Consider the following 22,565-nt stretch of genomic DNA (forward strand, 5'->3'; position numbering starts at 1 on the left):
TGCTCGCGATAGCGGTGGTTCAGCGTGCTTCAATGTTGAATGTGCCGCCGCCATCGCGAGCAAGCTCGCTCCCACGGATTCATGATTTGATTGACTGGTATTGGGCGACAGAACGCCCTTCCTCTAGCCCTCTTGCGTGCGTGGTCCCTATCCGATGCAAGTCTTCAACTGTGTCCCCTTTATCGGCGACGGCGTGGAAACAGCGCTCGATCCCCGTCGCTTCCCCTATCTGTTCAACGATCATGGGTTGGCACAGCCGAGTGCCCAGGTGCGTGGCAACCTGATCCCGCTCAACCCCGAGAACCCGGCCCTGTCCCTGGGCACTCGCTACTCCGGCATCAGTTGGAGGGACCGTGAGGTTCCCACGAGCACCGGTTCCTACTGGATCAAGACGTTCGATTTCCACGCCAGCGAAGTGCACTACGAACCGATCTGGGCAACCCGGGAAACGGCGCAAGCCTTCGGCATGACCCTGCTCGGCAACGGCGAATGCCTGCACTTCGAGTACGACCAACTGATCCTGGGCCAATACACCTACGGCAAATGGGCCGGCCACCAATCGCCCTACCTGGGCCCGGCGCGCCAGCGCGAACTGCTGACCTACAACCCGACCGACCTTGAATACCACAACTTTCCCCACGCGTTTTTTTCCCGCTACGGGCGCTTGCCGCTGGTGATCAGCGTCGCCCGCTGGCGGCCCGCGTCGAGGGAGATTCATTTGGCCGACCTATGGGTCAAGCCCGGCGATGCGCTGGTCCTGCCGCCCAAGCATTACCCTGACATTGCTCCCAGTGACGCCCTTGGCGTCGAAAACTGGCCGACCGTCGTGGACATGCATGGCAATCGAAACTCGGCATTGGCCTGCTGGTTCGGGGACGGTGAGGACTGTTTGCTGACGGAGACGATCCTGGCCAATTCAACCTTGATGAACTCCCCCCAGGGCAAACCGCACTATCACGAAGAGAAGACGCCGACGCGGCATGAGTTGCCAGCCAATTATCGTCCTTGAAAGGCATGGGCATGGGACAAAACAGCCCCCGGGGCTTACGCGCCCTGGGGCCATGGTGATTTTTACTAGGCATATTTGAGCAATAACGATAAGAATGGCCAGGTAGCGTCCCCCCAAGAGCCAGCCGCATGAAACGCACTCCCCCGTCGCGCCTGGTCTGCTCCCCGGGCCCGACCGACACCGTCGCATCGGCACCACCGCATCCCCCCACCTGGGATTACCCAAGCGAAATCCCCAGGACGGGATACCTGGGTACCATGTTGTACACCGTGGCGTTATTGCTTGCCTTGCCGCTCTACGGGTTGGCGGTGTTATCGATCAACCTGTTCTACGACGGACGAGGCCTGCCGAGTATTCATACAAAAGTGCTTGAAGACCCTCTGGTCTTGACGCTCATGTTCGTCAGCGCATTGGTGGCCATGGGCGTCATTCGCTGGCTCGCCGCCGGGCCTGAAGTGCTCGGCTTCTGTTTTGACGAAGACCAGCAATGCCTCACCTTCACCCAACGGCGCCCGGCCCGAGAAGCCAGCGAAGTATGTGTGCCATACAGCGCCATCCACTCCATCAGGCCCTACATGGCGAATGCTTTCGCCAATGGCTGTCACTTTGAGGTGTGCTTCGCCGGGGACAATGGCAAGCCGATCGAACGTCGATTTTGGGTGCATGTACCGGTGCAGGACATGGCGTTCCATGCCGCGTGGTTGAGGCAATCAGTTGGCGAGAGGATGCATGAAGTCGTGGTCTTGGATTTGTGAGCGGCCGAAGTTGCCCATTTCTCAAACCACGAACATACCTGCCTGTGCCAAATGCCCAATAAAAAGCCCCAAGCGCAGAACGCTTGGGGCTTTTCAGGAAACTACCTGGGCAATTCCCAAGTAGGAATCAGAACGGAATATCGTCATCAAAGCTGTCGAAATCCGGAGCCGGTTGCGGCGCGGCCTGTTGTGGGGCCGGGCGTTCGCGTTGTGGCTGTGGAGCGGACTGCGGACGAGGCGCCTGCTGACGCGGAGCCGACTGCTGGTAGTTGTTGCCACCTTGTTGCTGGTCGCCCTGTGGACGGCCACCCAGCAGTTGCATGGTGCCTTGCATGTCGACCACGATTTCGGTGGTGTAGCGCTTGATGCCGTCTTTTTCCCACTCGCGGGTCTGCAGCTTGCCTTCGATGTACACCTGCGAACCCTTGCGCAGGTATTCGCCGGCGATCTCGGCCACCTTGCCGAACATCGACACGCGGTGCCACTCGGTCTTCTCGACCTTCTGGCCGGTCTGCTTGTCGGTCCACTGTTCGCTGGTCGCCAGACTCAGGTTGGTCACGGCGTTGCCGTTGGGCAGGTAGCGAACTTCAGGATCCTGGCCGCAAGTACCGACCAATATGACTTTGTTAACCCCACGGGCCATAACGTTCTCCTAGGCTTCGCACGTGGTCGGGGCCGGGTTGTTCACCAGGCGCTCGAGCGTCGCGCGATCCAATAATTCGGTGTCGAGTTTGATATACACGGCCGCCTCGTCGGCGACCACCACTGCATCGGTTACTCCAACGACGGCCTTCAGACGCTCGGTCAGGCCAGCCTCACGAATCGCCTCGGGCGATAAGGGCAAGCGCAGGCTCGTCACATAGGGAGGTTCGCGCATGGTAACAGCAAAGGCCAGCCAAAGTGCAGCCAGCGCGGCACATCCCAGGAACACAACCGACAAACCGCCATGCTGGAACAGCCAGCCACCGAGGATCCCGCCCAGTGCCGAGCCGAGGAACTGGCTCGTGGAGTAGACCCCCATCGCCGTACCCTTGCCGCCCGCCGGGGAAACCTTGCTGATCAGCGAAGGCAGCGAAGCCTCCAGCAGATTGAACGCGGTGAAGAACACTACGGTGCCAATCACCAGGGCCCGCAGGCTATCGCCGAACTGCCAGAAGAATAGCTCAGTGAGCATCAGCGTCACGACGGCGCCGAGCAAAACTCGTTTCATTTTGCGTCGTTTCTCGCCATAGATGATGAATGGAATCATGGCGAAGAACGAAATCAGCAGCGCGGTCAGGTAGACCCACCAGTGCTGCTCCTTGGGCAGGCCGGCCTTCTCGACCAGGGCCAGCGGCAGGGCTACGAAGCTGGACATCAGCATGGCGTGGAGCACAAAAATACCCAGGTCCAGGCGCAACAGGTCCGGGTGCTTGAGCGTCGGGATCAACGCCTGGCGCGCCACCCCGGACTCACGGTGCTGCAACGGCCCGGTGGCACGCGGCACCATGAACGCGACGATCAGGATCCCTACCAGCGCCATGGCCCCGGTCGCCAGGAACAGGCCCGACAGGCCAAAGGCACGGGTCAGCAAGGGACCGACCACCATGGCCACGGCGAACGACAGGCCGATGGTCATGCCGATCATGGCCATGGCCTTGGTCCGATGTTGTTCGCGGGTCAAGTCTGACAACAGCGCCATGACGGCCGCGGAAATGGCCCCGGCGCCTTGCAGGATTCGTCCGGCGATCACGCCCCAGATCGAATCGGCATTGGCCGCCAGCACACTGCCGAGGGCGAAGACGATCAGCCCCAGGTAGATGACCGGACGTCGGCCGATTCGGTCGGAAATGATCCCGAACGGGATCTGGAAGATCGCCTGGGTCAGGCCATAAGCGCCAATCGCCAACCCGATGAGGGCCGGGGTCGCGCCCGCCAGGTCCATGCCATAGGTCGCCAGCACCGGCAACACCATAAACATGCCCAGCATACGGAAGGCGAACACCAGGGCCAGACCGCTTGCTGCGCGCGTCTCGCCGCTACTCATGCGTTCGCTGTGGGGATCTTGCATGGAAAAACCTCATGTGAACCGGCGGCGATTCTACCAGTCCCATCGATTGAGAGGGTATATGGCGACCGTTTGCCGCGCAGTCTTCATGTATGGCTGCAAACTCACTTTCAATAGTGTGCATCCATCCAGTATTTGCCCGTATACTCCTACGTTTTCGACGCCCGCCGAGCGAGGCCACTTTGGACAAGATCCTGATTCGTGGGGCCCGTACCCACAACCTGAAGAACATCGACCTGACCCTGCCACGGGACAAGCTGATCGTCATCACCGGCCTGTCCGGATCCGGCAAATCATCCCTGGCCTTCGACACCTTGTATGCCGAAGGCCAGCGACGTTATGTCGAATCGCTGTCGGCCTACGCCCGGCAGTTCCTGTCGATGATGGAAAAACCCGACGTCGATACCATCGAAGGCCTGTCGCCGGCGATTTCCATCGAACAGAAGTCGACCTCCCATAACCCCCGGTCGACGGTCGGTACCATCACCGAGATCTACGACTACTTGCGCCTGCTGTATGCGCGCGTCGGTATTCCCCGTTGCCCCGATCACGACATTCCCCTGGAAGCCCAGACCGTCAGCCAGATGGTCGACCTGGTGCTGGCCCAGCCGGAAGGCAGCAAGCTGATGCTGCTGGCCCCGGTGGTTCGCGAGCGCAAGGGCGAACACCTGATGGTCTTCGAAGAACTGCGCGCCCAGGGTTTCGTGCGGGCCCGGGTCAACGGCAAGCTCTGCGAGCTGGACGAACTGCCGAAGCTGGATAAACAGAAGAAGCATTCGATCGATGTGGTGGTCGACCGCTTCAAGGTCCGGGCCGATCTGCAACAGCGGCTGGCTGAGTCCTTCGAGACCGCGTTGAAGCTGGCCGACGGCATCGCCCTGGTCGCACCGATGGACGACGAGCCTGGCGAAGAAATCATCTTCTCCGCACGCTTCGCCTGTCCGATCTGCGGCCACGCCATCAGCGAACTGGAACCCAAGCTGTTCTCCTTCAACAACCCGGCCGGCGCCTGCCCGACCTGCGATGGCCTGGGGGTCAAGCAGTTCTTCGACACCAAGCGGCTGGTCAACGGCGAGCTGACCCTGGCCGAAGGGGCGATTCGCGGCTGGGACAGGCGCAACGTCTATTACTTCCAGATGCTCGGTTCGCTGGCGGCCCACTACAAGTTCAGCCTGGACAAGCCGTTCAACGAGCTGCCCGCCGACCAGCAGAAATTCATCCTGCAGGGCAGCGGCTCGCAGAATGTCGACTTCAAATACCTCAACGACCGCGGCGATATCGTCAAACGCTCCCATCCGTTCGAAGGCATCGTGCCGAACCTGGAACGACGCTACCGCGAGACCGAGTCGGCCAGCGTGCGCGAAGAACTGGCCAAGTTCCTCAGCACCCAGCCCTGCCCCGATTGCCGAGGCACCCGTCTGCGCCGCGAGGCGCGGCATGTGTGGGTCGGTGAAAAGACCCTGCCGGCGGTGACCAACCTGCCGATTGGCGACGCCACCGATTATTTCGGCGGCCTGAAACTGACCGGTCGTCGTGGCGAAATCGCTGACAAGATCCTCAAGGAAATCCGCGAACGCTTGCAGTTCCTGGTGAACGTCGGCCTGGACTACCTGACCCTCGATCGCAGCGCCGACACTTTGTCCGGCGGCGAAGCCCAGCGCATCCGCCTCGCCAGCCAGATCGGCGCCGGCCTGGTGGGGGTGATGTACATCCTCGACGAACCGTCCATCGGCTTGCACCAGCGGGACAACGACCGGCTGCTCGGGACTTTGAAGCACTTGCGGGACATCGGCAACACGGTGATCGTGGTCGAGCACGACGAGGACGCCATCCGCCTGGCCGACTACGTGGTGGACATCGGCCCGGGCGCTGGCGTGCATGGCGGGCATATCGTTGCCCAGGGCACCGCTGCCGAGGTCATGGCGCATCCCGATTCCCTGACCGGTAAATACCTGTCGGGCCGGGTCAAGATCAAGGTCCCGGCCAAGCGCACGCCGCGCAACAAGAAGCTGTCGCTGACCCTCAAGGGTGCTCGCGGCAACAACTTGCGCAATGTCGACCTGGAAATCCCGATCGGCCTGCTGACCTGCGTTACCGGAGTGTCCGGCTCCGGCAAGTCGACACTGATCAACAACACCCTGTTCCCCCTCAGCGCCACGGCCCTGAACGGCGCCACCACCCTGGAAGCTGCCGCCCACGACAGCATCAAGGGCCTGGAGCACCTGGACAAGGTGGTCGACATCGATCAGAGCCCGATTGGCCGCACGCCGCGCTCCAATCCGGCGACCTACACCGGGTTGTTCACGCCGATCCGCGAACTGTTCGCCGGCGTGCCGGAGTCCCGTTCAAGAGGCTACGGGCCGGGGCGGTTCTCGTTCAACGTCAAGGGCGGGCGCTGCGAAGCCTGCCAGGGCGATGGCTTGATCAAGGTGGAAATGCACTTCCTGCCAGACATCTACGTACCGTGCGATGTGTGCAAGAGCAAGCGCTACAACCGCGAAACCCTGGAGATCAAGTACAAGGGCAAGAACATCCACGAAACCCTCGAGATGACCATCGAGGAAGCCCGGGTGTTCTTCGACGCGGTGCCGGCCCTGGCGCGCAAGCTCCAGACGCTGATGGATGTGGGCTTGTCGTACATCAAGCTGGGGCAGTCGGCGACGACGCTGTCTGGCGGCGAGGCCCAGCGGGTCAAGTTGTCCCGCGAGCTGTCCAAGCGCGACACCGGCAAGACCCTGTATATCCTCGATGAGCCGACCACGGGCCTGCACTTCGCCGATATCCAGCAGTTACTCGATGTGCTGCACCGCCTGCGCGACCATGGCAATACCGTGGTGGTGATCGAACACAACCTGGATGTGATCAAGACCGCTGACTGGCTGGTGGACCTGGGACCGGAAGGCGGCTCCAAGGGCGGTCAGATCATCGCCGTAGGAACACCGGAACAAGTGGCCGAGATGAAGCAGTCCCACACCGGGCACTACCTCAAGCCGCTGTTGGAGCGTGATCGGGACTGATTTCACCCGAGCACGAAAAAGCCCCTGTCATCTCACCGATGACAGGGGCTTTTTGTTTTTCGGTGGGAGCGTCAGAACTGCGATTGCAGGTAGTTTTCCAACCCGATCAGCTTGATCAGGCCCAACTGCTTCTCCAGCCAGTAGGTATGGTCTTCTTCGGTGTCGTTGAGCTGGATCCGCAGGATCTCGCGAGTCACGTAGTCATTGTGCTGCTCGCAGAGCTCGATGCCTTTGCACAGCGCAGCGCGGACTTTGTACTCCAGGCGCAGGTCGGCGGCGAGCATGTCGGGCACCGTGGTACCGACATCCAGGTCATCGGCACGCATGCGTGGTGTGCCTTCGAGCATCAGGATCCGACGCATGAGTGCATCGGCGTGTTGGGTTTCTTCTTCCATCTCGTGGTTGATACGTTCGTAGAGCTCGGTAAAACCCCAATCCTCGTACATCCGCGAATGGATGAAATATTGATCACGGGCTGCCAGTTCGCCTGTCAGCAACGTGTTGAGGTAATCGATTACGTCTGGGTGACCTTGCATCGCCCTACATCTCCACAAGCTTTTAAAGGTTGTAGTTTGAACCAAGCTGACCGCAAGGTCACGACCTCAACGCAATAAAAGCAAAGAAAATCCGAGAAAACCGGGCTAAATAACGCAAAAACCGCCCTAATGAGGGCGGTTCTGCTTCTCGTTTAGACTTAGTTCAGCGCTACGCCCAAGGCTTTTGCGATGCCTTCCCCATAGGCGACATCCGCCTTGAAGAAATGCTGCAACTGACGGTCAACGACATCTGCCGATACACCGGCCATCGCACCGGCGATATTGCTGATCAGCAGGGCTTTCTGCTCATCGTTCATCAGGCGGAACAACGCACCGGCGTGGCTGTAGTAATCGGTGTCTTCACGATGATCGTAACGGTCCGCAGCGCCACTGAGGGCCAGTGCCGGCTCCGCGTAACGCGGGGCCTGCTTCGGCGTCTCCACATAGCTATTAGGCTCGTAGTTCGGTGCCGCCCCGCCATTGCTGCCAAACGCCATCGCGCCGTCGCGCTGGTAGGTATTGACCGGGCTGCGCGGCGCATTCACCGGCAATTGCTGGTGATTGGTGCCCACACGGTAGCGGTGCGCATCGGCGTAGGCGAAGACACGACCCTGCAACATGCGATCCGGCGAGAGGCCAACCCCTGGCACCATATTGCTAGGGCCAAACGCCGCCTGCTCGACTTCGGCAAAGTAGTTCAGCGGGTTCCGGTTGAGTTCGAGCTCACCGACTTCGATCAACGGAAACTCTTTCTGCGACCAGGTCTTGGTGACATCGAACGGATTTTCGTAATGCGCAGCGGCTTGGGCCTCTGTCATGACCTGGATGCAGACGCTCCATTTCGGGAAATCGCCGCGCTCGATGGCATTGAACAAGTCACGCTGGGCGTAATCCGGGTCGGTACCCGCCAGGCGTGCCGCTTCAGCCGGAGCCAGGTTCTTGATCCCTTGCTTGGTTTTGTAGTGCCACTTCACCCAGTGGCGCTCACCCTGTGCATTGATCAGGCTGTAGGTGTGACTGCCGAAGCCATGCATGTGGCGGTAGCCATCTGGAATGCCGCGATCGGAGAACAGAATGGTGACCTGATGCAGCGCCTCAGGCGAGTGCGACCAGAAATCCCACATCGCCTGGGCGCTTTTCAGGTTGCTTTGCGGCAGACGTTTCTGGGTATGGATGAAGTCCGGAAACTTCAACGGATCACGGATGAAGAAAACCGGCGTGTTGTTGCCGACGATGTCCCAGTTGCCTTCCTCGGTGTAGAACTTCAGGGCGAAACCGCGCGGATCGCGTTCAGTGTCGGCCGAACCACGCTCGCCACCCACGGTGGAAAACCGCAGGAAGGTGGGTGTCTGCTTGCCGATCGACTCGAACAACTTGGCGCTGGTGTACTGGGTGATGTCCCGGGTAACGGTAAACGTGCCGTAGGCGCCCGATCCCTTGGCGTGTACGCGACGCTCGGGAATGTTCTCGCGGTTGAAGTGAGCAAGCTTCTCGATCAGGTGAAAGTCGTCGAGCAGCAACGGGCCACGCGGGCCGGCGGAACGAGAATTCTGGTTATCGGCGACAGGAGCGCCGCTGGCGGTCGTAAGCGTTTTGGTCTGGCTCATGCTCAATCTTCCTAGGTCGGTCTTCAAACTGCCGGCTAATCGGCTGGAAAGGAGTATTGATCATGTTAGTGACAGTATCCAAATTCATTAAATCATGGACATCGATAGTCATTATCTAATGCTGAATACTTGCTGATAGCCAAGCCAAGCGAAACGGCTGCCTACTTTTCTATCGGGCACAAAAAACCGGGCACTAGGCCCGGTTCTTCGTTACAGACTGTCGTCTTACTCGGCGCTTACAGCTTCGCCAGCAGTAGCACGATCAACCAACTCGACGTACGCCATAGGCGCGTTGTCGCCAGCGCGGAAACCGCACTTGAGGATGCGCAGGTAGCCACCCTCACGGGTAGCGTAGCGCTTGCCCAGGTCGTTGAAGAGCTTACCAACGATAGCTTTCGAACGAGTACGGTCGAAAGCCAGACGGCGGTTAGCCAGGCTATCTGTCTTGGCCAGAGTGATCAGCGGCTCAGCAACGCGACGCAGTTCTTTGGCTTTTGGCAGAGTAGTTTTGATCAGCTCGTGCTCGAACAGCGACACCGCCATGTTTTGGAACATGGCCTTGCGGTGCGAGCTGGTGCGGCTCAGGTGACGACCACTTTTACGATGACGCATGGTTCATTCCTTACCAAACACAACGTTCGGTGATTACGACGATCAGGCAGTCGCCTTGTCGTCCTTCTTAAGACTTGCAGGCGGCCAGTTGTCGAGGCGCATGCCGAGGGACAGACCGCGGGAGGCCAGAACGTCCTTGATTTCAGTCAAGGATTTCTTGCCAAGGTTCGGAGTCTTCAACAGCTCTACTTCGGTACGCTGAATCAGGTCACCGATGTAGTAGATGTTTTCCGCCTTAAGGCAGTTAGCCGAACGTACAGTCAGTTCCAGATCGTCAACCGGGCGAAGCAGGATCGGATCGATCTCGTCTTCCTGCTCGACAACCACTGGCTCACTGTCACCCTTGAGGTCGACGAACGCAGCCAACTGCTGTTGCAGGATGGTTGCAGCGCGGCGAATAGCCTCTTCAGGATCCAGGGTACCGTTGGTTTCCAGATCAATAACCAGCTTGTCCAGGTTGGTACGCTGTTCGACACGGGCGTTTTCCACCACGTATGCGATACGGCGAACCGGGCTGAACGAAGAGTCAAGCTGCAAGCGACCGATGCTGCGGCTTTCGTCTTCATCGCTCTGACGCGAGTCGGCCGGTTCATAACCACGACCACGAGCTACGGTGAGCTTCATGTTCAGGGCGCCGTTAGACGCCAGGTTAGCGATTACGTGATCGGGGTTAACGATCTCGACATCATGATCCAGCTGAATATCGGCAGCGGTAACCACCCCCGAACCCTTCTTCGACAAGGTCAGCGTAACTTCGTCACGACCGTGCAGCTTGATAGCCAGACCTTTAAGGTTCAACAGGATTTCAATTACGTCTTCCTGTACACCTTCGATGGCGCTGTACTCGTGGAGCACACCGTCAATCTCGGCCTCGACTACTGCACAGCCGGGCATTGAGGACAACAGGATGCGGCGCAGCGCGTTGCCCAGGGTGTGGCCGAAACCACGCTCGAGAGGCTCGAGTGTGATCTTGGCGCGGGTTGGACTGACAACCTGCACATCAATATGGCGGGGTGTCAGGAACTCATTTACCGAAATCTGCATGGATGCACCTATTTTCTAGCCCTTACTTGGAGTAGAGCTCGACAATCAGGCTTTCGTTGATGTCGGCGGACAGATCACTGCGAGCAGGAACGTTCTTGAAAACGCCCGACTTCTTCTCAGTGTCTACTTCTACCCATTCTACGCGGCCACGTTGGGCACACAGATCGAGAGCTTGGACAATGCGAAGTTGGTTCTTTGCTTTCTCGCGAACAGCAACCACGTCACCAGCACGAACCTGGTAGGACGGAACGTTTACGGTCTGACCGTTAACGCTGATCGACTTGTGCGATACCAGCTGACGGGATTCGGCACGAGTAGAACCGAAACCCATACGGTATACAACGTTGTCCAGACGGCATTCGAGCAGTTGCAACAGGTTTTCGCCGGTTGCGCCTTTCTTGCCAGCTGCTTCTTTGTAGTAGCCGCTGAATTGACGCTCGAGAACGCCGTAGATACGACGGACCTTCTGCTTTTCACGCAGTTGGGTGCCGTAGTCGGACTGGCGACCGCGGCGTTGGCCGTGGATACCAGGTGCTGCTTCAATGTTGCACTTCGATTCGATCGCGCGCACGCCGCTCTTCAGAAAAAGATCGGTGCCTTCGCGACGAGCGAGTTTGCATTTTGGACCAATGTAACGAGCCATTCTTTACAATCTCCTGGATTACACGCGGCGCTTCTTCGGCGGACGGCACCCGTTGTGCGGGATTGGCGTCACGTCGGTGATGCTGGCGATCTTGTAGCCACAGCCGTTCAAAGCGCGGACTGCGGATTCACGACCTGGACCTGGACCCTTGACGTTAACGTCGAGGTTTTTCAGGCCGTATTCCAGCGCAGCTTGACCAGCACGCTCAGCAGCTACTTGAGCAGCGAACGGGGTGGACTTGCGGGAACCGCGGAAACCCGAACCACCGGAGGTAGCCCAGGAAAGAGCGTTACCTTGACGGTCGGTAATGGTCACGATGGTGTTGTTAAAAGAAGCATGGATGTGGGCGATGCCATCAACCACTGTCTTTTTAACTTTTTTACGAGGACGAGCAGCAGGTTTTGCCATGATTAAATTCCTGTCGATTCGCTGGGGCGATTACTTGCGGATCGGCTTACGCGGACCTTTACGGGTACGCGCGTTGGTCTTGGTACGCTGACCGCGTACTGGCAGACCACGACGATGACGCAGACCGCGATAGCAACCGAGGTCCATCAAGCGCTTGATTTTCATGTTGATTTCGCGACGCAGGTCACCTTCAGTGGTGAACTTCGCCACTTCGCCACGCAGCTGTTCAATTTGCTCGTCGCTCAGATCCTTGATCTTTGCCGCTGGGTTGACCCCAGTCACTGCACAAATTTTCTGTGCAGTAGTGCGACCAACACCATAGATGTAGGTCAGCGAGATAACAGTATGCTTGTTATCTGGAATGTTGACGCCTGCAATACGGGCCATTCAGTGGGACTCCAATTGACAGCTACCTACGCCCCGGAAGCCAAGAAATAGGGCGCGAGATAATATCGCTGTAATAACAAATAATCAACCCGGCAGCGCACTAGCTGCCGGGCTTAAAGCACAATCACACTCAGCCTTGGCGCTGTTTGTGACGCGGTTCCGCGCTGCAAATTACCCGAACAACACCTTCGCGGCGAATAATCTTGCAGTTACGGCACAGCTTTTTCACCGATGCACGAACTTTCATCACCAACTCCTCGAACCTTATGGACGCTACTCAGCGCAACATGCCGCTGCCGTAGCCCTTCAGGTTGGCTTTCTTCATCAGGGATTCGTACTGGTGCGAAACGAGGTGCGATTGTACTTGGGACATGAAGTCCATCACAACCACGACCACGATCAGCAACGAGGTCCCGCCAAGGTAGAACGGTACGTTTGCCGCAACCACCAGGAACTGGGGCAACAGACAGACGGCCGTCATGTAAAGAGCACCGAACATGGTCAAGCGAGTCAGAACGCCATCAATGTAGCGCGCAGACTGCTCACCTGGACGGATGCCCGGAATAAAGGCACCGGACTTCTTCAGGTTTTCCGCTACGTCTTTCGGATTGAACATCAACGCCGTATAGAAGAAGCAGAAGAAAATAATCCCTGCACTAAACAGCAGAATATTCAACGGCTGACCAGGAGCGATCGACTGCGAGATGTCCTGCAACCAGCCCATACCTTCAGACTGGCCGAACCAGGCACCCAACGAAGCCGGGAACAGCAAGATGCTGCTCGCGAAAATAGCCGGAATTACACCGGCCATGTTCACCTTCAACGGCAAGTGGCTGGTCTGCGCAGCAAACACCTTGCGGCCCTGCTGACGCTTGGCGTAGTGAACAGCAATACGACGCTGACCACGCTCGATGAACACCACGAAACCGATAATCGCTACTGCCAGCAGACCGATGGCAACCAGGGCGAAGATATTGATATCACCCTGACGCGCAGACTCGAAAGACTGCCCGATCGCTCTCGGAAGACCGGCGACGATACCTGCGAAGATCAACATCGAGATACCGTTGCCTACACCACGCTCAGTGATCTGCTCACCCAGCCACATCATGAACATCGCGCCCGCCACAAAAGTGGTTACCGCAACGAAATGAAAGCTGAAGTCAGCAGTGAACGAAACGCCCTGCCCCGCCAAACCAATGGACATGCCAATGGCCTGGACGAGAGCGAGGACGACAGTGCCGTAGCGGGTGTACTGGCTGATCTTGCGACGGCCAGCTTCACCTTCCTTCTTCAACTGCTCCAGCTGCGGGCTGACGGCGCTCATCAGTTGCATGATGATCGATGCCGAAATGTACGGCATGATCCCCAGTGCAAAGATGCTCATCCGCTCCAGCGCGCCGCCGGAAAACATGTTGAACAAGCTAAGAATGGTCCCCTCATTCTGTCGAAACAGGTCCGCGAGTCGGTCCGGGTTGATACCTGGAACCGGGATGTGTGCGCCTATTCGGTAGACGATAATCGCCAGGAACAGAAAACGCAGACGAGCCCAGAGTTCAGACATACCGCCTTTGCCGAGCGCAGAGAGAGCACCTTGCTTAGCCATTTATTCCTCGAACTTGCCGCCAGCTGCTTCGATAGCCGCACGCGCACCTTTGGTGGCGCCGATTCCCTTTCCGATGGTGACAGCACGAGCAACTTCGCCCGACAGCATGATTTTCACACGCTGAACGTTCTGGTTGATCACGTTGGCATCCTTCAGGGACTGCACGGTGACGATGTCGCCATCCACTTTGGCCAGCTCGGACAGACGCACTTCTGCACGGTCCATGGCTTTCAGGGAAACGAAACCGAACTTCGGCAGGCGACGATGCAGCGGCTGTTGACCGCCTTCAAAGCCTGGAGCAATAGTGCCACCGGAGCGGGAGGTCTGACCTTTGTGGCCACGGCCACCGGTCTTGCCCAAACCACTACCGATACCACGGCCCGGACGATGCTTTTCGCGACGGGAACCCGGCGCTGGACTCAGATCATTGAGTTTCATCGATTAACCCTCGACACGCAGCATGTAGTAAGCCTTGTTGATCATCCCGCGATTCTCGGGAGTATCCAGGACTTCTACAGTGTGACCGATGCGACGCAGACCCAGACCCTTAACGCACAGTTTGTGGTTAGGGATGCGGCCGGTCATGCTTTTGATCAGCGTAACTTTTACGGTAGCCATGATCAGAAGATCTCCTTGACGCTTTTGCCACGCTTGGCGGCAATGGATTCAGGAGACTGCATTGCCTTCAAACCCTTGAAAGTGGCGTGAACCACGTTTACTGGGTTAGTCGAGCCGTAGCACTTGGCCAGAACGTTCTGAACGCCAGCAACTTCGAGGACAGCACGCATAGCGCCGCCAGCGATGATACCGGTACCTTCAGAAGCAGGCTGCATGTACACCTTCGAAGCGCCATGGGCGGACTTCATTGCGTACTGCAGAGTGGTGCCGTTCAGATCAACCTGGATCATATTGCGGCGAGCAGCTTCCATTGCCTTCTGGATCGCAGCAGGCACTTCACGCGACTTGCCACGGCCGAAGCCAACACGGCCTTTACCATCACCCACTACGGTCAACGCAGTGAAAGTGAAGATACGGCCGCCTTTAACGGTTTTGGCTACGCGGTTAACTTGAACCAGCTTCTCGATGTAGCCTTCGTCGCGCTTTTGGTCGTTATTTGACATAACTTAGAACTCCAGCCCAGCTTCACGAGCAGCATCAGCCAGCGCCTTGACGCGGCCGTGGTACTTGAAGCCAGAGCGGTCGAAAGCCACCTGCGAGACGCCAGCGGCTTTAGCACGCGTAGCGACCAGCTGGCCAACCTTAGTGGCCGCGTCGATGTTGCCAGTGGCGCCATCACGCAGTTCTTTATCCAAAGTCGAGGCACTTGCCAGGACTTTGTTGCCGTCGGCCGAAATGACCTGGGCGTAGATGTGCTGCGACGAGCGGAACACGCAGAGACGCACGACTTCGAGTTCGTGCATTTTCAGGCGTGCTTTGCGAGCGCGACGCAGTCGAGTAACTTTTTTGTCGGTCATTTGCTATGCCCTACTTCTTCTTGGCTTCTTTACGACGGACGACTTCGTCCGCGTAGCGCACACCTTTGCCTTTGTACGGCTCTGGTGGACGGAAGTCGCGGATCTCGGCGGCCACTTGACCTACCAGCTGCTTGTCGATGCCCCGGATCAGGATATCGGTCTGGCTAGGAGTCTCAGCGGTGATGCCTTCCGGCAGTTCATAATCCACTGGGTGCGAGAAGCCAAGAGCCAGGTTCAGCACTGTGCCTTTTGCTTGCGCTTTGTAACCAACACCGACCAGCTGGAGCTTGCGCTCGAAGCCTTGGCTCACGCCTTGGACCATGTTGTTTACCAACGCACGAGTGGTACCAGCCATTGCGCGAGTCTGTTGATCGCCATTGCGAGCAGCGAAACGCAGCTCACCAGCTTCTTCAACGATCTCAACGGACGAATGGATGTTCAGTTGCAGAGTGCCCTTGGCACCCTTCACCGAAAGCTGTTGGCCTGCGAATTTGACTTCGACACCGGCTGGCAGCTTAACGGGGTTCTTAGCGACGCGTGACATGCTTATCCCCCCTTAGAACACAGTGCAAAGAACTTCGCCGCCGACACCGGCAGCGCGCGCAGCACGATCCGTCATCACACCTTTGTTGGTGGAGACGATAGACACGCCCAGGCCGCCACGAACTTTCGGCAGATCCTCAACGGACTTGTACTGACGCAGGCCAGGACGGCTAACGCGCTTCACTTCCTCGATGACCGGACGGCCTTCGAAGTACTTCAGCTCGATGGACAGCAGTGGCTTGATTTCGCTGCTGATCTGATAACCCGCAATGTAACCTTCGTCCTTCAGGACTTTGGCAACAGCTACCTTCAAAGTAGAAGATGGCATGCTTACGACGGACTTTTCAGCCATCTGGGCATTACGGATACGAGTTAGCATGTCCGCTAACGGGTCCTGCATACTCATGGGCTAGACGCTCCTAATACACAAAAAATTAGCCTTTCGGCTAGTACGTGTCGCCGAGCGCATCCGTGCAATAAAAACACGGGCTCAGGCGAGCCGGGTATTCTAGACACACCCCACAAATGAATCAAGCCCCAAAAGGGGCTTGATTCAAGTTCAAGGTCACCGACGGTCAGGATCTTGCGATCCCGAGCGCCGCGACTTTGACAGTGCTTACCAGCTGGCTTTAACCAGACCTGGAACGTCACCACGCATTGCAGCTTGACGCAGCATGTTACGGCCAAGGCCGAACTTGCGGTACACGCCGTGCGGACGACCAGTCAGGCGGCAGCGGTTACGCATGCGCGAGGCACTTGCGTCACGTGGCTGCTTCTGCAGGGCTACGGTAGCTTCCCAACGCGCTTCTGGACTTGCGTTCAGATCAACGATGATAGCTTTCAGCGCTGCACGCTTGGTGGCGTACTTGGCAACGGTGAGCTGACGCTTCAGCTCACGGTTCTTCATGCTCTTCTTGGCCATTTTCCTACTCCAATCAGTTGCGGAACGGGAATTTGAAAGCGCGCAGCAGTGCGCGACCTTCGTCATCCGTCCGAGCAGTGGTGGTCAGGGTAATGTCCAGACCGCGGAGAGCGTCGATCTTGTCGTAATCGATTTCCGGGAAAATGATCTGCTCTTTAACGCCCATGCTGTAGTTACCACGACCATCGAAGGACTTGGCATTCAGGCCGCGGAAGTCGCGAACCCGAGGCAGGGAGATCGACAGCAGACGATCCAGGAACTCGTACATACGCTCACGGCGCAGGGTCACTTTGACGCCGATCGGCCAACCTTCACGGACTTTGAAGCCAGCGATGGATTTCCGAGCGTAAGTCACGACGACTTTCTGACCGGTGATCTTTTCCAGGTCAGCAACAGCGTGCTCGATGACTTTTTTGTCGCCGATCGCTTCGCCCAGACCCATGTTCAGGGTGATTTTGGTAACGCGCGGAACTTCCATCACGTTCGAAAGCTTAAGTTCTTCCTTAAGTTTCGGTGCGATTTCCTTCCGGTAAATCTCTTTTAGTCGTGCCATGGTCTTCTACCTAGCAGTGTTCAAGCATCAACCGCTTTTTGGGTCGACTTGAAGACACGAATTTTCTTACCGTCTTCTACTTTGAAACCAACGCGGTCAGCCTTGTTGGTTTCGCCGTTGAAGATGGCGACGTTGGAAGCGTGCAGTGGCGCTTCTTTCTCGACGATACCGCCCTGTACGCCCGACATCGGGTTAGGCTTGGTATGACGCTTGACCAGGTTCAGACCACCAACAACCAGACGGTTGTCAGCAAGAACCTTCAGCACCTTACCGCGCTTACCTTTGTCTTTGCCGGCGATCACGATGATCTCGTCGTCACGACGAATCTTTTGCATGTCGGATCTCCTTACAGCACTTCTGGGGCGAGCGAGACGATCTTCATGAACTTCTCAGTACGAAGTTCACGGGTCACTGGCCCAAAGATACGGGTGCCGATCGGCTCTTGCTTGTTGTTCAACAGAACAGCAGCGTTGCCATCAAAGCGGATGATGGAGCCGTCAGCACGACGGACGCCATGGCGAGTGCGGACTACGACAGCAGTCATCACTTGGCCTTTTTTCACCTTACCGCGAGGAATTGCTTCCTTGACGGTAACTTTGATGATGTCACCGATACCAGCGTAACGACGATGGGAGCCACCCAGCACCTTGATGCACATAACACGGCGAGCGCCGCTGTTATCGGCCACATCGAGCATGGATTGAGTCTGAATCATATAATTTCTCCGACCCCTAGCCCTTAGACTTCCACAGCGCGTTCGAGAACATCAACCAGCGCCCAAGACTTGGTCTTGGCCATCGGACGAGTTTCACGAATAGTGACTTTGTCGCCGATGTGGCACTGATTGGTTTCGTCGTGCGCGTGCAGCTTAGTCGAACGCTTAACGTATTTACCGTAGATCGGGTGCTTAACGCGACGCTCGATCAGAACGGTGATGGTTTTGTCCATCTTGTCGCTGACAACACGGCCAGTCAGCGTACGGACAGTTTTTTCGGCTTCAGCCATGATTACTTACCTGCCTGCTGGTTGAGCACAGTTTTCACGCGAGCGATGTCACGCTTAACTTGCGAGAGCAGATGAGACTGCCCCAACTGGCCAGTTGCTTTCTGCATACGCAGATTGAACTGGTCGCGCAGCAGGCCGAGCAGTTGCTCGTTCAGCTGCTGTGCTGATTTTTCACGAAGTTCATTCGCTTTCATCACATCACCGTCCGTTTAACAAAGGAGGTGGCGAGCGGCAGCTTTGCAGCAGCCAGGGCGAAAGCCTCACGCGCCAGCTCTTCAGAAACACCCTCGATTTCATACAGGACTTTGCCTGGCTGAATCTGGGCAACCCAGTACTCCACGTTACCCTTACCTTTACCCATCCGAACTTCGAGTGGCTTCTTGGTGACAGGCTTGTCCGGGAATACACGGATCCAGATCTTGCCGCCACGTTTTACGTGACGGGTCAGAGCACGACGCGCTGACTCGATCTGACGAGCGGTGAGACGACCACGAGCAACAGACTTCAGCGCGAACTCGCCGAAGCTGACTTTGCTACCGCGCAATGCCAGGCCACGGTTGTGACCGGTCATTTGCTTGCGGAACTTCGTACGCTTTGGTTGCAACATTTGGCGTACCCCTTACTTAGCAGCTTTTTTACGAGGCGCTGGTGCTTGTGGCTTCAGTTCTTCTTGGCGACCACCAATTACTTCGCCTTTGAAGATCCAAACCTTTACACCGATCACACCGTAGGTGGTGTGAGCTTCGTAGTTGGCATAGTCGATGTCGGCACGCAGGGTGTGCAGTGGCACACGACCTTCGCGATACCATTCAGTACGTGCGATTTCAGCACCGCCGAGACGACCGCTCACTTGGATTTTGATGCCTTTGGCACCAATGCGCATTGCGTTCTGTACAGCGCGCTTCATAGCGCGACGGAACATTACGCGACGCTCCAGCTGCTGAGCTACGCTCTGCGCAACCAGCATACCGTCGAGCTCCGGCTTGCGGATCTCTTCGATATTGATGTGCACAGGCACACCCATTTGCTTGGTCAGGTCCTGACGCAGTTTCTCAACATCTTCACCTTTCTTCCCGATAACGATACCTGGACGAGCGGTGTGGATGGTGATACGTGCAGTCTGCGCCGGACGATGGATATCGATACGGCTTACGGACGCGCTTTTTAGTTTGTCTTGGAGATACTCACGCACCTTCAGATCAGCGAACAAGTAGTCCGCATAAGTCCGACCGTCTGCGTACCAGACGGAGGTGTGCTCCTTGACGATTCCCAGGCGAATGCCAATGGGATGTACTTTCTGACCCATCTCTTCGACTCCGTTACTTGTCAGCAACCTTGACAGTGATATGGCAAGACCGCTTGACGATGCGATCAGCACGGCCTTTGGCACGTGGCATGATGCGCTTCAGCGAACGCCCTTCGTTGACGAAAACGGTGCTGACCTTCAGGTCATCAACGTCTGCGCCTTCGTTATGCTCGGCGTTGGCTACGGCCGACTCCAGCACTTTCTTCATGATCTCGGCGGCTTTCTTACTGCTGAAAGCCAACAGGTTGAGCGCTTCGCCCACCTTCTTCCCGCGGATCTGGTCGGCGACCAAGCGGGCTTTCTGGGCGGAGATTCGAGCGCCCGACAACTTAGCGGCTACTTCCATTTCCTTACCCCTTAACGCTTGGCTTTCTTGTCAGCCACGTGCCCACGGTATGTGCGGGTACCGGCGAACTCGCCCAGTTTGTGGCCGACCATGTCTTCGTTCACGAGAACTGGGACGTGTTGGCGACCGTTGTGTACTGCGATGGTCAGACCGACCATTTGTGGCAGGATCATCGAACGACGCGACCAGGTCTTAACTGGTTTGCGATCGTTCTTTTCCGCCGCCACTTCGATCTTCTTCAGTAGGTGAAGATCAATAAAAGGACCTTTTTTCAGAGAACGTGGCACTGTCGTATCCCTCTATTTACTTGCGACGACGGACGATCATTTTGTCGGTACGCTTATTACCACGAGTCTTCGCGCCCTTAGTCGGGAAGCCCCATGGCGATACCGGATGACGACCACCAGAGGTACGACCTTCACCACCACCATGTGGGTGGTCAACCGGGTTCATGGCAACACCACGAACGGTTGGGCGAACGCCACGCCAGCGCTTGGCACCAGCTTTACCCAACGAACGCAGGCTGTGCTCGGAGTTCGAGACTTCGCCCAGGGTCGCACGGCATTCAGCCAGTACTTTACGCATCTCACCAGAACGCAGACGCAGGGTCACGTAGACACCTTCACGAGCGATCAGCTGAGCCGAAGCACCAGCGGAACGAGCGATCTGTGCGCCTTTACCTGGCTTCAATTCGATGCCGTGTACGGTGCTACCAACTGGAATGTTACGCAGTTGCAGAGCGTTGCCCGGCTTGATCGGTGCCAGGGCACCTGCGATCAGCTGGTCGCCAGCACTCACGCCTTTAGGGGCGATGATGTAGCGGCGCTCGCCATCTGCGTACAGCAGCAGAGCGATGTGAGCAGTACGGTTTGGATCGTATTCGATACGCTCGACGGTGGCAGCGATGCCATCCTTGTCGTTGCGACGGAAGTCGACCAGACGATAATGCTGCTTATGACCACCACCGATGTGACGAGTGGTAATACGGCCATTGTTGTTACGACCACCAGACTTCGATTTTTTCTCGAGCAGCGGTGCGTGAGGAGCGCCTTTATGCAGCTCCTGGTTGACCACCTTGACCACAAAACGGCGGCCAGGGGAAGTCGGTTTGCATTTAACGATTGCCATGATGCACCCCTTCCTTACTCAGCACTGCTGCTGAAATCGAGATCTTGGCCTGGCTGAAGGGAGATAACTGCCTTCTTCCAGTCATTACGCTTGCCCAGACCGCGAGCAGTGCGCTTGCTTTTACCCAGAACGTTCAGGGTAGTCACGCGCTCTACTTTCACGCTGAACAGGCTTTCGACGGCCTTCTTGATTTCCAGCTTGGTTGCGTCGGTCGCAACCTTGAAAACGAACTGGCCTTTCTTGTCTGCCAGAACCGTAGCCTTCTCGGAAACGTGCGGGCCAAGCAGAACTTTAAATACGCGTTCCTGGTTCATCCCAGCAGCTCCTCGAATTTCTTCACGGCCGACACGGTGATCAACACCTTGTCGTATGCGATCAGACTGACCGGATCGGAACCTTGCACGTCACGTACGTCGACGTGTGGCAGGTTGCGAGCAGCCAGGTACAGGTTCTGATCAACAGCGTCAGACACGATCAAGACGTCAGTCAGGCCCATGCCGTTCAGCTTGTTCAGCAGATCTTTGGTTTTCGGTGCTTCAACAGCGAAGTCCTGAACCACGACCAGACGATCAGTACGCACCAGCTCAGCAAGGATGGAACGCATTGCTGCGCGATACATCTTCTTGTTCAGCTTCTGGGAGTGATCCTGAGGACGAGCTGCGAAAGTGGTACCGCCGCCACGCCAGATTGGGCTACGGATAGTACCGGCACGAGCACGGCCAGTACCTTTCTGACGCCATGGGCGCTTGCCGCCACCGGAAACGTCGGAACGGGTCTTTTGCTGCTTGCTACCTTGACGGCCGCCAGCCATGTAGGCCACGACTGCTTGGTGAACCAGCGTCTCGTTGAATTCGCCGCCAAATGTCAGTTCGGAAACTTCGATCGCTTGAGCGTCATTTACATTTAATTGCATGTCAGCTTCCCCTTAACCGCGAGCCTTGGCTGCTGGACGTACAACCAAGTTGCCGCCAGTAGCGCCAGGAACAGCGCCCTTGACCAACAACAGATTGCGTTCAGCGTCCACGCGCACTACTTCGAGGGACTGCACGGTCACGCGCTCAGCGCCCATATGACCGGACATTTTTTTGCCCTTGAATACACGACCAGGAGTCTGGCACTGGCCGATAGAGCCTGGAACGCGGTGGGATACGGAGTTACCGTGGGTGTTATCTTGCCCGCGGAAGTTCCAACGCTTGATCGTACCCTGGAAGCCTTTACCCTTGGACTGACCGGTTACATCAACCAGTTGGCCAGCGGCGAAGATTTCAGCGTTGATCAGATCGCCGGCCTGGTACTCGCCTTCTTCAAGGCGGAATTCCATTACGGTACGACCAGCGGCAACGTTCGCCTTGGCGAAGTGGCCAGCCTGAGCTGCTGTTACACGCGAAGCACGACGCTCGCCGACAGTGACTTGCACTGCACGATAGCCATCGGTCTCTTCAGTTTTGAACTGGGTGACGCGATTCGGCTCGATCTCAATGACCGTGACCGGAATGGAGACACCTTCTTCGGTGAAAATACGGGTCATACCGCATTTACGACCGACTACACCAATAGTCATGTTGTAAACCTCATGAGTGTACGGGGCTTTCACCCGCTATGGCCGCCCATTTCAG

General features: G+C 57.3%; 34 protein-coding genes. 3 read left to right on the top strand and 31 right to left on the bottom strand.

What is annotated here, in order from left to right:
- The first annotated feature begins 154 nt into the window (after nt 1-154).
- Both PBDP_RS26610 and PBDP_RS26615 read left to right on the top strand, forming a co-directional pair.
- Nucleotides 155-1,009 (top strand): hypothetical protein, encoded by an 855-nt coding sequence (locus tag PBDP_RS26610; protein WP_212801538.1) that lies wholly within the window; start codon nt 155-157, stop codon nt 1,007-1,009.
- Between the two features lie 128 nt (nt 1,010-1,137).
- Complete coding sequence (locus PBDP_RS26615; protein WP_176689036.1) at nt 1,138-1,764, top strand: hypothetical protein; 627 nt, start codon at nt 1,138-1,140, stop codon at nt 1,762-1,764.
- A gap of 127 nt (nt 1,765-1,891) precedes the next feature.
- Here PBDP_RS26615 and PBDP_RS26620 read toward each other — a convergent pair whose 3' ends face one another.
- Both PBDP_RS26620 and PBDP_RS26625 read right to left on the bottom strand, forming a co-directional pair.
- Nucleotides 1,892-2,407, bottom strand: coding sequence for a single-stranded DNA-binding protein (locus PBDP_RS26620; RefSeq protein WP_024778338.1), 516 nt, complete (start codon nt 2,405-2,407; stop codon nt 1,892-1,894).
- Between the two features lie 9 nt (nt 2,408-2,416).
- Nucleotides 2,417-3,814: an MFS transporter gene (locus PBDP_RS26625; protein WP_109756411.1), complete on the bottom strand. Its 1,398-nt coding sequence runs from the start codon at nt 3,812-3,814 to the stop codon at nt 2,417-2,419.
- 179 nt (nt 3,815-3,993) lie between these two features.
- On the opposite strand from PBDP_RS26625, the gene uvrA reads away from it, so the two are divergent.
- The gene (uvrA, locus tag PBDP_RS26630) at nt 3,994-6,828 is read left to right on the top strand and encodes an excinuclease ABC subunit UvrA (RefSeq protein ID WP_109756410.1); all 2,835 of its coding nucleotides are present in this window, start codon (nt 3,994-3,996) and stop codon (nt 6,826-6,828) included.
- A gap of 71 nt (nt 6,829-6,899) precedes the next feature.
- Here uvrA and bfr read toward each other — a convergent pair whose 3' ends face one another.
- The 29 genes from bfr to rplC form a co-directional block, all read right to left on the bottom strand.
- Nucleotides 6,900-7,364 (bottom strand): bacterioferritin, encoded by a 465-nt coding sequence (gene bfr, locus PBDP_RS26635; protein WP_014340470.1) that lies wholly within the window; start codon nt 7,362-7,364, stop codon nt 6,900-6,902.
- Nucleotides 7,365-7,522: 158 nt separating this feature from the next.
- Nucleotides 7,523-8,971 carry a catalase gene (locus PBDP_RS26640; RefSeq protein WP_109756409.1) on the bottom strand — a complete coding sequence of 483 codons (1,449 nt, stop codon included), beginning with the start codon at nt 8,969-8,971 and terminating at the stop codon, nt 7,523-7,525.
- Between the two features lie 225 nt (nt 8,972-9,196).
- A complete protein-coding gene (gene rplQ / locus PBDP_RS26645; RefSeq protein WP_003176402.1) occupies nt 9,197-9,583 on the bottom strand; it encodes a 50S ribosomal protein L17 in 387 nt (128 codons plus the stop codon).
- A 42-nt stretch (nt 9,584-9,625) separates the two neighbouring features.
- On the bottom strand, nt 9,626-10,627 hold the full coding sequence (locus PBDP_RS26650) for a DNA-directed RNA polymerase subunit alpha (protein WP_003186012.1): 1,002 nt from the start codon (nt 10,625-10,627) through the stop codon (nt 9,626-9,628).
- A gap of 22 nt (nt 10,628-10,649) precedes the next feature.
- Nucleotides 10,650-11,270 (bottom strand): 30S ribosomal protein S4, encoded by a 621-nt coding sequence (rpsD, locus tag PBDP_RS26655; protein WP_003176404.1) that lies wholly within the window; start codon nt 11,268-11,270, stop codon nt 10,650-10,652.
- Between the two features lie 18 nt (nt 11,271-11,288).
- The gene (rpsK, locus tag PBDP_RS26660; protein WP_002555466.1) at nt 11,289-11,678 is read right to left on the bottom strand and encodes a 30S ribosomal protein S11; all 390 of its coding nucleotides are present in this window, start codon (nt 11,676-11,678) and stop codon (nt 11,289-11,291) included.
- Nucleotides 11,679-11,708: 30 nt separating this feature from the next.
- Complete coding sequence (rpsM, locus tag PBDP_RS26665) at nt 11,709-12,065, bottom strand: 30S ribosomal protein S13 (protein ID WP_003186020.1); 357 nt, start codon at nt 12,063-12,065, stop codon at nt 11,709-11,711.
- A 130-nt stretch (nt 12,066-12,195) separates the two neighbouring features.
- Nucleotides 12,196-12,312, bottom strand: coding sequence for a 50S ribosomal protein L36 (rpmJ, locus tag PBDP_RS26670; RefSeq protein WP_002555468.1), 117 nt, complete (start codon nt 12,310-12,312; stop codon nt 12,196-12,198).
- 30 nt (nt 12,313-12,342) lie between these two features.
- The gene (secY, locus tag PBDP_RS26675; protein WP_003186029.1) at nt 12,343-13,671 is read right to left on the bottom strand and encodes a preprotein translocase subunit SecY; all 1,329 of its coding nucleotides are present in this window, start codon (nt 13,669-13,671) and stop codon (nt 12,343-12,345) included.
- A complete protein-coding gene (gene rplO / locus PBDP_RS26680; RefSeq protein WP_003186032.1) occupies nt 13,672-14,109 on the bottom strand; it encodes a 50S ribosomal protein L15 in 438 nt (145 codons plus the stop codon).
- A gap of 3 nt (nt 14,110-14,112) precedes the next feature.
- Entirely contained in the window at nt 14,113-14,289 is a 177-nt protein-coding gene (gene rpmD / locus PBDP_RS26685) for a 50S ribosomal protein L30 (RefSeq protein ID WP_003186033.1), read from the bottom strand.
- A gap of 2 nt (nt 14,290-14,291) precedes the next feature.
- A complete protein-coding gene (rpsE, locus tag PBDP_RS26690) occupies nt 14,292-14,792 on the bottom strand; it encodes a 30S ribosomal protein S5 (RefSeq protein ID WP_003186035.1) in 501 nt (166 codons plus the stop codon).
- 3 nt (nt 14,793-14,795) lie between these two features.
- A complete protein-coding gene (gene rplR / locus PBDP_RS26695) occupies nt 14,796-15,146 on the bottom strand; it encodes a 50S ribosomal protein L18 (RefSeq protein ID WP_003186037.1) in 351 nt (116 codons plus the stop codon).
- A 10-nt stretch (nt 15,147-15,156) separates the two neighbouring features.
- Nucleotides 15,157-15,690: a 50S ribosomal protein L6 gene (gene rplF / locus PBDP_RS26700; protein ID WP_053125864.1), complete on the bottom strand. Its 534-nt coding sequence runs from the start codon at nt 15,688-15,690 to the stop codon at nt 15,157-15,159.
- A gap of 12 nt (nt 15,691-15,702) precedes the next feature.
- Nucleotides 15,703-16,095: a 30S ribosomal protein S8 gene (rpsH, locus tag PBDP_RS26705; RefSeq protein ID WP_017848802.1), complete on the bottom strand. Its 393-nt coding sequence runs from the start codon at nt 16,093-16,095 to the stop codon at nt 15,703-15,705.
- Nucleotides 16,096-16,305: 210 nt separating this feature from the next.
- Nucleotides 16,306-16,611 (bottom strand): 30S ribosomal protein S14, encoded by a 306-nt coding sequence (gene rpsN / locus PBDP_RS26710; protein ID WP_003186042.1) that lies wholly within the window; start codon nt 16,609-16,611, stop codon nt 16,306-16,308.
- A 13-nt stretch (nt 16,612-16,624) separates the two neighbouring features.
- Entirely contained in the window at nt 16,625-17,164 is a 540-nt protein-coding gene (rplE, locus tag PBDP_RS26715; RefSeq protein WP_003186044.1) for a 50S ribosomal protein L5, read from the bottom strand.
- A gap of 20 nt (nt 17,165-17,184) precedes the next feature.
- Nucleotides 17,185-17,499, bottom strand: coding sequence for a 50S ribosomal protein L24 (gene rplX, locus PBDP_RS26720; RefSeq protein ID WP_003186046.1), 315 nt, complete (start codon nt 17,497-17,499; stop codon nt 17,185-17,187).
- 11 nt (nt 17,500-17,510) lie between these two features.
- Nucleotides 17,511-17,879, bottom strand: a complete 369-nt coding sequence (rplN, locus tag PBDP_RS26725) for a 50S ribosomal protein L14 (RefSeq protein WP_002555479.1) — start codon at nt 17,877-17,879, stop codon at nt 17,511-17,513.
- A 23-nt stretch (nt 17,880-17,902) separates the two neighbouring features.
- Entirely contained in the window at nt 17,903-18,169 is a 267-nt protein-coding gene (rpsQ, locus tag PBDP_RS26730; RefSeq protein WP_003194644.1) for a 30S ribosomal protein S17, read from the bottom strand.
- 2 nt (nt 18,170-18,171) lie between these two features.
- Nucleotides 18,172-18,363 (bottom strand): 50S ribosomal protein L29, encoded by a 192-nt coding sequence (rpmC, locus tag PBDP_RS26735; protein WP_002555481.1) that lies wholly within the window; start codon nt 18,361-18,363, stop codon nt 18,172-18,174.
- On the bottom strand, nt 18,363-18,776 hold the full coding sequence (gene rplP / locus PBDP_RS26740) for a 50S ribosomal protein L16 (RefSeq protein WP_003186052.1): 414 nt from the start codon (nt 18,774-18,776) through the stop codon (nt 18,363-18,365). Before rplP ends, rpmC begins: the two co-directional genes overlap by 1 nt.
- 12 nt (nt 18,777-18,788) lie before the next feature.
- Nucleotides 18,789-19,475, bottom strand: a complete 687-nt coding sequence (rpsC, locus tag PBDP_RS26745; protein WP_003176422.1) for a 30S ribosomal protein S3 — start codon at nt 19,473-19,475, stop codon at nt 18,789-18,791.
- A 13-nt stretch (nt 19,476-19,488) separates the two neighbouring features.
- Entirely contained in the window at nt 19,489-19,821 is a 333-nt protein-coding gene (gene rplV / locus PBDP_RS26750) for a 50S ribosomal protein L22 (RefSeq protein WP_003103908.1), read from the bottom strand.
- A gap of 11 nt (nt 19,822-19,832) precedes the next feature.
- Nucleotides 19,833-20,108, bottom strand: coding sequence for a 30S ribosomal protein S19 (gene rpsS, locus PBDP_RS26755; protein WP_002555486.1), 276 nt, complete (start codon nt 20,106-20,108; stop codon nt 19,833-19,835).
- A 16-nt stretch (nt 20,109-20,124) separates the two neighbouring features.
- Nucleotides 20,125-20,949, bottom strand: coding sequence for a 50S ribosomal protein L2 (gene rplB, locus PBDP_RS26760; RefSeq protein WP_003186055.1), 825 nt, complete (start codon nt 20,947-20,949; stop codon nt 20,125-20,127).
- A 14-nt stretch (nt 20,950-20,963) separates the two neighbouring features.
- Nucleotides 20,964-21,263, bottom strand: coding sequence for a 50S ribosomal protein L23 (gene rplW, locus PBDP_RS26765; protein ID WP_002555488.1), 300 nt, complete (start codon nt 21,261-21,263; stop codon nt 20,964-20,966).
- Nucleotides 21,260-21,862, bottom strand: coding sequence for a 50S ribosomal protein L4 (gene rplD, locus PBDP_RS26770; protein ID WP_003186057.1), 603 nt, complete (start codon nt 21,860-21,862; stop codon nt 21,260-21,262). Before rplD ends, rplW begins: the two co-directional genes overlap by 4 nt.
- A gap of 12 nt (nt 21,863-21,874) precedes the next feature.
- Nucleotides 21,875-22,510 carry a 50S ribosomal protein L3 gene (rplC, locus tag PBDP_RS26775; RefSeq protein WP_003186059.1) on the bottom strand — a complete coding sequence of 212 codons (636 nt, stop codon included), beginning with the start codon at nt 22,508-22,510 and terminating at the stop codon, nt 21,875-21,877.
- Nucleotides 22,511-22,565 lie beyond the last annotated feature (55 nt).

Origin of the sequence: Pseudomonas sp. St290 (assembly GCF_018325805.1) — a bacterium.
GTDB lineage: Bacteria > Pseudomonadota > Gammaproteobacteria > Pseudomonadales > Pseudomonadaceae > Aquipseudomonas > Aquipseudomonas bijieensis.